Here is a 6636-nt window from a genome sequence, read left to right as displayed (position 1 = left end):
GAGCTGCGTCGCCCCGGTGCCGCCGCCCGGCCGTCCCGGCGAACCCGTCGGTGTGGCCCGCGCTGCCGCCGTGGTGCCGTCCCCGTCCGGCCCGGTGGACCGCCCGGCACCCGATCCGTCCGGAGCGCCAGCGCTGCGCCCGGCGGATCAGGACTCGCCCGACGACGGCGCCGCAGCGGATGCCCGGGCCGAGGCGCGCCGCGAGACGCGTGAACGACGCCGGCTGCGCGCCGCGGTGCTGGCGCTGGTCAGCATCGTGCTGCTCGGTGCGGTGCCGCTCTTCTTCGGCATCCGGACGCTGAGCCGTGACCCGGTCTTCGACAACCTGGACAAGCTCGACGTGCCCGGCTGGGCTGCCGCGAAGACGGTCGACGACGTCAGCGGCAGCCGGTGGTGTCTGCTCGACTGTCGGCTGCGAGAGCGCACCGTCACCTCGGAAAAGGCGCCGGAGGAGACGGCGAAGGCCTACGAGAACGCGTTGCGTCAGGACGGTTGGCAGCCGTGGAAGGTGAGTCGCTGCCCGGAGCAGGAGACGAAGGGCAGCTACACCTGTTGGCGGCGCGACGAGCTGACGCTCGACCTGTGGGTCCGCGAGCCGACCTGTGTGCCGCCGCCGGTCGACGGCGAGCCGGCCGTCGTGCCGTCGGTCGATCCGTCTGCCGATCCGTCGGCCGCTGCGACGGGGTGCGCCGGCTCGTTGGTGTCGGTGAAGGTACGCAACGCGATCGACGACGAGCGGACGAGGCCGCAGCCGACGACCGACCCGTCACTGACCGGAGAGGATCCGTTCCCGACGGTCAGCGGTGATCCGCTGGGAGAGCTGACACCCTCACCGTCGTGAGCCGGCCTCCATCACGGACGGTAGGGTCTGGGGCTGGCGGGCACGCCCGCTGCCGGTGACCGTCGACGGTTCGGCGGCCGGTACGGGTGCCATGGTTGTGCGTTCCGGGGACGTCGGGTCCTGCGGAACTCTGCTTGAGGAGGACAGGCGTGGGCGACTTTGGAGCCATCGCGGCGCTGATCGCGGCGTCCGCGTTCGCGGTGTTGGTGCTCATCCTGACGTTGCCGATCCTGCGGCTGCGGCACACGGTTGACGCCACCACCCGGATGATCAACGACCTCAACGATCGGACCGCACCGCTGCTCGGTGACGTGAACACCACGGTGAAGAACGTCAACGTCGCGCTGGAGCAGGTGCAGACCTCGCTTGACGGCGTGAACCTCCAGCTGGCGAAGGTCGACACCATGACCAGCCACGCGCAGAACGTCACCGCCAACGTCGCCAACCTGGCCACCGTCGTCTCCGCCGCGGCCGCCAACCCGCTGGTCAAGGTGGCCGCGTTCGGTTACAGCGTGCGCAAGGCCGCCGCTGGCCGTCGGCACGCCGAGACCGAGCGTGAGGTCCGCGACACCATCAAGCAGCAGCGGCGGGCCGCGCGGCGCGGCAACCGCTGACCGGCCGGCGCACCAGGAGGTAACGAGACATGAGGCGTCTTTTCTGGCTCGGTATCGGGGTGGCCGTCGGTGTGATCGTGGTCCGTAAGGCGACCCGCACCGCCCAGGCGTACACACCGGCCGGCATCGCCAGCACGTTGACGGAATCCGCTGGCGGGCTCGTCGAGTCACTGCGTAGCTTCGTGGAGGACGTGCGGGTCGGCATGGCCGAGCGCGAGCAGGAGATCCACCAGGCGTTCGCCCAGGGCGAGGCGTTCGACGATCAGTTCGCCGACCTGCGGGAAGACCCGCGGATCGGCGATCGAGACATCTTTCCGGAGGAACACCAGCGATGAAGACGGCGGAGATCAAGCGACGGTACCTCGCGCACTTCGAGGCGAATGGCCACACCGTGGTGCCGTCCGCTCCGCTGCCCGCCATCAGCGACCCGAACCTGTTGTTCGTCAACGCCGGCATGGTGCAGTTCGTGCCGTACTTCCTGGGGCAGCAGACCCCCGCGTACCAGCGGGCGGTCAGCGTGCAGAAGTGCCTGCGCACCCCGGACATCGACGAGGTCGGCAAGACCAGCCGGCACGGCACGTTCTTTCAGATGAACGGCAACTTCTCCTTCGGCGACTACTTCAAGGCCGGCGCGATCCCGCTGGCGTGGGAGTTGTCCACGAAGCCGATCGCCGAGGGCGGCTACGGGCTGGATCCCGAGCGGATCTGGCCGACGATCTACCTCGACGACGACGAGGCGTACGAGATCTGGCGGTCGGTGGGTGTGCCGGCCGAGCGGATCGTCCGCCGGGGCAAGGCGGACAACTTCTGGTCGATGGGCATTCCCGGGCCGTGCGGCCCGTCGTCGGAGCTGTTCTACGACCGGGGCCCGGAGTACGGCCGCGACGGCGGCCCTGCGGTCGACGAGGACCGGTACATGGAGTACTGGAATCTCGTGTTCATGCAGTTCGAGCGGGGTCCGGGCACCACCAAGGAGGACTACCCGATCCTGGGTGACCTGCCGGCGAAGAACATCGACACCGGCATGGGCCTGGAGCGGATGGCCTCGATCCTGCAGGGCGTCGACAACCTCTACGAGATCGACGAGGTCCGGCCGATCCTCGCGCGGGCGGCGGAGCTGACCGGCAAGCGGTACGGCGCGCACTCCGGCCACGTGGCGAGCGAGTCGCACCCGGACGACGTCAAGCTGCGGGTGATCGCTGATCACGTGCGTACGGCGCTGATGCTGATCGGCGACGGTGTGACCCCGAGCAACGAGGGGCGCGGTTACGTGCTGCGCCGGATCATGCGCCGGGCGATCCGGTCGATCCGGCTGCTCGGTTGGCAGGACCGGGCGCTGCCCGAGCTGCTGCCGGTGGCCCGGGACTGCATGGCCCCGTCGTACCCGGAGCTGGCGACCGACTTCGACCGGATCGCGGACTACGCGTACGCGGAGGAGGAGGCGTTCCTGTCGACTCTGCGTGCCGGCACGACGATCCTGGACACCGCGATCGCCGAGACCCGTACCGCGGGCGGCACCTCGCTGTCCGGGGCGAAGGCGTTCCAGCTGCACGACACGTACGGCTTCCCGATCGACCTGACCCTGGAGATCGCCGCCGAGCAGGGCCTCCAGGTGGACGACGAGGGGTTCCGGCGGCTGATGGCCGACCAGCGGACCAGGGCGAAGGCGGACGCGCAGGCCCGCAAGACCGGTCACACCGACCTGTCGGCGTACCGGTCGGTGCTCGACTCGGGTGGCCCGGTGACGTTCACCGGTTACAGCGAGGTGGCCCGCGAGTCGACGGTGCGGGCGCTGCTCGGTGCCGACGGCCCGCGCCAGGCGGCGACCGAGGGCGACACCATCGAGCTGGTTCTCGACACCACCCCGTTCTACGCGGAGGGCGGTGGTCAGCAGCCCGACCAGGGCATGATCACCGTCGGTGGCGGGCAGGTCGAGGTGCTCGACGTGCAGCAGCCCGTGCCCGGCCTGATCGTGCACCGCGCCCGGGTGATCCGGGGTGAGGTGCGCGCCGGCGAGGCCGGCTACGCCGAGATCGACACGACCCGGCGGCGGGCGATCTCCCGGTCGCACACCGCCACGCACCTGGTGCACCAGACCATGCGGAACTTCCTCGGCGAGTCGGCCACCCAGGCGGGGTCGCTGAACGCGCCCGGTCGGCTCCGGTTCGACTTCAACACCCCGACCGGGGTGTCGCCGACCGTCCTGCGGGACGTGGAGCAGCAGGTCAACGAGGTGCTCCTGGCCGACCTGGAGGTGCATGCCTTCATCACCTCGCTGGACGAGGCGCGGCGGATCGGGGCGATGGCGCTCTTCGGCGAGAAGTACGGCGAGGAGGTGCGGGTCGTCGAGGTGGGTGACTACGCCCGGGAGCTGTGCGGCGGCACGCACGTGGCCCGCTCGGCCCAGCTCGGCCTCGTGAAGATCCTCTCTGAGTCGTCCATCGGTTCCGGTGTCCGCCGGGTCGAGGCGCTGGTCGGCATGGACGCCTTCGGCTTCCTGGCCCGTGAGCACCTGCTGGTCTCCCGGTTGGCGGAGCTGTACCGGGTGCCCAACGACCAGGTCGCCGACCGGGTGGAGCAGACGGTCACCCAGCTCCGGGACGCGGAGAAGGAGTTGGAGAAGCTGCGCGCCCAGTTGGTGCTGGGTGGTGCGGCGGCGCTCGCCGCGCAGGCCAAGGACGTGCGCGGGGTCGCGTACGTGGGCACCGAGGCGCCGGAGGGCGCGGCCGGTAACGACGTGCGGACACTGGCCCAGGAGATTCGCGGCAAGATCGACCCGGCGCGGCCGGCGGTGGTCGCGGTGGCGGCCCGGTCGAACGGCAAGGCGTCCCTGGTGGTGGCGGTCAACGCGGCCGCGCGCAGCCGTGGCCTGGCCGCGTCGGAACTGGTGAAGGCGGCGTTCTCCGGGCGCGGCGGTGGCAGCCCCGACCTGGCTCAGGGCGGCGGCCTACCCGCGACCGAGGCACCGAACCTGCTCCTCACCGTCGAGAAGGCGATCACCGAGGCGTGATGGACGATCACTCTCAGCCAGGGCGGGCCATCTGGTCCGCCCTGGTTCGTACCCACCAGGTGGTGACCGTCGGTGGTTGAGCTGAAGCGCGGTGTGCGGATCGGTGTGGACGTCGGTCAGGTGCGGGTGGGTGTCTCCCGCTCGGATCCGGACGGGATCCTGGCAACACCGCTGGTCACCCTGGCCCGTGATCTCACGGCGGCGCCGGACGCGGTGCCGAGCGACCTCGCCGAGCTGGCCGCGTTGGTGGCCGAACACGAGGCCGTTGTGGTTGTCGTCGGCCTTCCGGTCAATCTCGCGGGTAAGCATGGACCTGCGGCCGTCCATGTGAAGGCGTACGCTGACCGACTGGTCGATGTGATAGCGCCCGTCCCGGTAACGCTCACCGACGAGAGGATGTCGACCGTGGTCGCTTCTCGTAGGCTTGCCGAGCGTGGCGTCCGAGGTAAACGTCAACGTGCGGTTGTCGACCAGGCGGCCGCGGTGGAGATCCTGCAGAGCTGGCTGGACGCGCAGCGGAGGCGGACGTAATGATCGACGATCTGGACCTTGGGTTCGACGAGGCGGAGCGGGGGGAGAAGGGCCGGCATCGGCGCAGCTTCCGCAAGCGCAACGGCGGGTCCGGTGGCGGGCGGGGCAAGACGTTCCTGGCTCTGCTGATGGCCCTGGTTCTGCTGGGCGGCATCGGCGGCGTCGCGTTCTACGGCTTCGACCGCATCCAGAACTACTTCGTCACCCCCGACTACGACGGTGCTGGGGCGGGTGAGATCACCGTCGAGATCAAGAACGGGGCGCTGTTGGCCGACATGGCCGACGCCCTCGTCGCGGCCGACGTGGTCAAGAGTCAGAAGGCGTTCATCGAGGCGGCCGAGGCCAACTCCCGCAGCAAGAACATCCAGCCGGGCACGTACAAGCTGCGTAAGCAGATGAGTGGCGCGAGCGCCGTCACCGCGATGCTCGACCTGAAGAACAAGATCGTCAACGGGCTCACCATCCCCGAGGGCCGCACCGCCAAGAACATCTACAAGCTGCTCTCCGACAAGACCAAGATCCCGGTCAAGGAGTTCGAGGCGGCCGCGAAGGACCCGGAGGCGCTCGGCGTCCCGGACTGGTGGTTCACGCGCGAGGACGGCAAGAAGGTCGTCAAGTCCGTCGAGGGTTTCCTCTACCCGGACACGTACGAGATCCCGCCGAAGGCCACCGCGGAGAGCATCCTCAAGCTGATGGTGGACAACTTCCTCTCGGTGACCGGTGAGATGAAGTTCGCCGACCGGGTGCAGAAGGAACGGGGCGGTGTCAGCCCCTACGAGGCGTTGATCGTGGCCTCGCTGGCGCAGGCCGAGGCGGGCAACAAGGACGACCTGGGCAAGGTGGCCCGGGTGGCCTACAACCGGGTGTACGGCGAGTTCTTCTGCAACTGCCTGGAGATGGACGTCACGGTCAACTACTACCTGGAGTCGATCGGCAAGCCGACCAAGTCGTCCAAGCAGATGACGGCGGCCGAGTTGGACGACCAGAAGAACCCGTACAACCGCAAGCTGCGCGGTCTGGTGCCCACCCCGATCAACAACCCGGGCAAGCAGGCCCTGGAGGGGGCGATGGCCCCGCCGGTGGGCAAGTGGCTCTACTTCGTGGCGATCGACAAGCAGGGCCACTCCGAGTTCGCCGAGACGTACGAGCAGCACCAGCGCAACGAGGCGAAGGCCCGGGAGGCCGGCATCATCTGACCGCCCGCGGCACGATATGAAAAGGCTCCCTTCCCGACGGTGACCGAAATTGCGGTCTCGTCGGAAAGGGAGCTTTTTTTGGGTCAACGCTGACGCATTATCGCGTCATTGTCAGTGACTCGTTCCGGTCCACGAACCAGTGCGTGGATCAAGGAACGTCCAGACGCCGTTGCTGTTCTGCTTGCGCAGAGCGAATGTGCGGTTGTAACCGTAGTAGAAGTAACCGGTCTGGGTGCTCGTGTCGTAACCGGTGTTCCGGTTGACCGCGCCGTACGCCTCACCCCAGGTCTCCGGCCCGACCGAGCCGTCGATGCCGACGTTCATCACGTCCTGCCAGGTCCGGGTCTTGGCGGCGGTGTTGGAGCCGAACTGAAGACCGCGGCAATCGCGATAAGGGCACGCAGAATGCGTTTGTTCAAGGTTTCCCCCAGTTTTCGACCGGTC

7 protein-coding genes are annotated in these 6636 nt (G+C 68.8%); 6 read left to right on the top strand and 1 reads right to left on the bottom strand.

The window, feature by feature from the left end; genetic code table 11:
- The first annotated feature begins 133 nt into the window (after positions 1 to 133).
- From LADH09A_RS29240 to mltG, 6 genes are all read left to right on the top strand, one after another.
- Complete coding sequence (locus LADH09A_RS29240; protein ID WP_238648901.1) at positions 134 to 841, top strand: hypothetical protein; 708 nt, start codon at positions 134 to 136, stop codon at positions 839 to 841.
- Between the two features lie 149 nt (positions 842 to 990).
- Positions 991 to 1455, top strand: a complete 465-nt coding sequence (locus LADH09A_RS29235; protein ID WP_238648899.1) for a DUF948 domain-containing protein — start codon at positions 991 to 993, stop codon at positions 1453 to 1455.
- 29 nt (positions 1456 to 1484) lie between these two features.
- The gene (locus LADH09A_RS29230) at positions 1485 to 1790 is read left to right on the top strand and encodes a hypothetical protein (RefSeq protein WP_238648898.1); all 306 of its coding nucleotides are present in this window, start codon (positions 1485 to 1487) and stop codon (positions 1788 to 1790) included.
- Complete coding sequence (gene alaS / locus LADH09A_RS29225; RefSeq protein ID WP_238648897.1) at positions 1787 to 4465, top strand: alanine--tRNA ligase; 2679 nt, start codon at positions 1787 to 1789, stop codon at positions 4463 to 4465. The genes LADH09A_RS29230 and alaS overlap by 4 nt, the downstream gene beginning before the upstream one ends.
- Before the next feature lie 72 nt (positions 4466 to 4537).
- Complete coding sequence (ruvX, locus tag LADH09A_RS29220; protein ID WP_238648896.1) at positions 4538 to 4996, top strand: Holliday junction resolvase RuvX; 459 nt, start codon at positions 4538 to 4540, stop codon at positions 4994 to 4996.
- On the top strand, positions 4996 to 6192 hold the full coding sequence (gene mltG / locus LADH09A_RS29215; RefSeq protein WP_238648895.1) for an endolytic transglycosylase MltG: 1197 nt from the start codon (positions 4996 to 4998) through the stop codon (positions 6190 to 6192). The genes ruvX and mltG overlap by 1 nt, the downstream gene beginning before the upstream one ends.
- Before the next feature lie 111 nt (positions 6193 to 6303).
- Here mltG and LADH09A_RS29210 read toward each other — a convergent pair whose 3' ends face one another.
- Positions 6304 to 6516: a hypothetical protein gene (locus LADH09A_RS29210; RefSeq protein WP_238648894.1), complete on the bottom strand. Its 213-nt coding sequence runs from the start codon at positions 6514 to 6516 to the stop codon at positions 6304 to 6306.
- Positions 6517 to 6636: the final 120 nt, after the last annotated feature.

It is taken from the genome of Micromonospora cabrerizensis (assembly GCF_022230955.1).
GTDB classification, from domain to species: Bacteria; Actinomycetota; Actinomycetes; order Mycobacteriales; family Micromonosporaceae; genus Micromonospora; species Micromonospora cabrerizensis.
This window is presented reverse-complemented; position numbering and strand designations above follow the sequence as displayed.

What these genes read in the sequence shown, in the direction of transcription:
- LADH09A_RS29230 (WP_238648898.1), top strand. Translation starts at nt 1,485, where the DNA reads ATGAGGCGTCTTTTCTGGCTCGGTATCGGGGTGGCCGTCGGTGTGATC.
- alaS (WP_238648897.1), top strand. Translation starts at nt 1,787, where the DNA reads ATGAAGACGGCGGAGATCAAGCGACGGTACCTCGCGCACTTCGAGGCG.
- mltG (WP_238648895.1), top strand. Translation starts at nt 4,996, where the DNA reads ATGATCGACGATCTGGACCTTGGGTTCGACGAGGCGGAGCGGGGGGAG.
- LADH09A_RS29210 (WP_238648894.1), bottom strand. Translation starts at nt 6,516, where the DNA reads ATGAACGTCGGCATCGACGGCTCGGTCGGGCCGGAGACCTGGGGTGAG.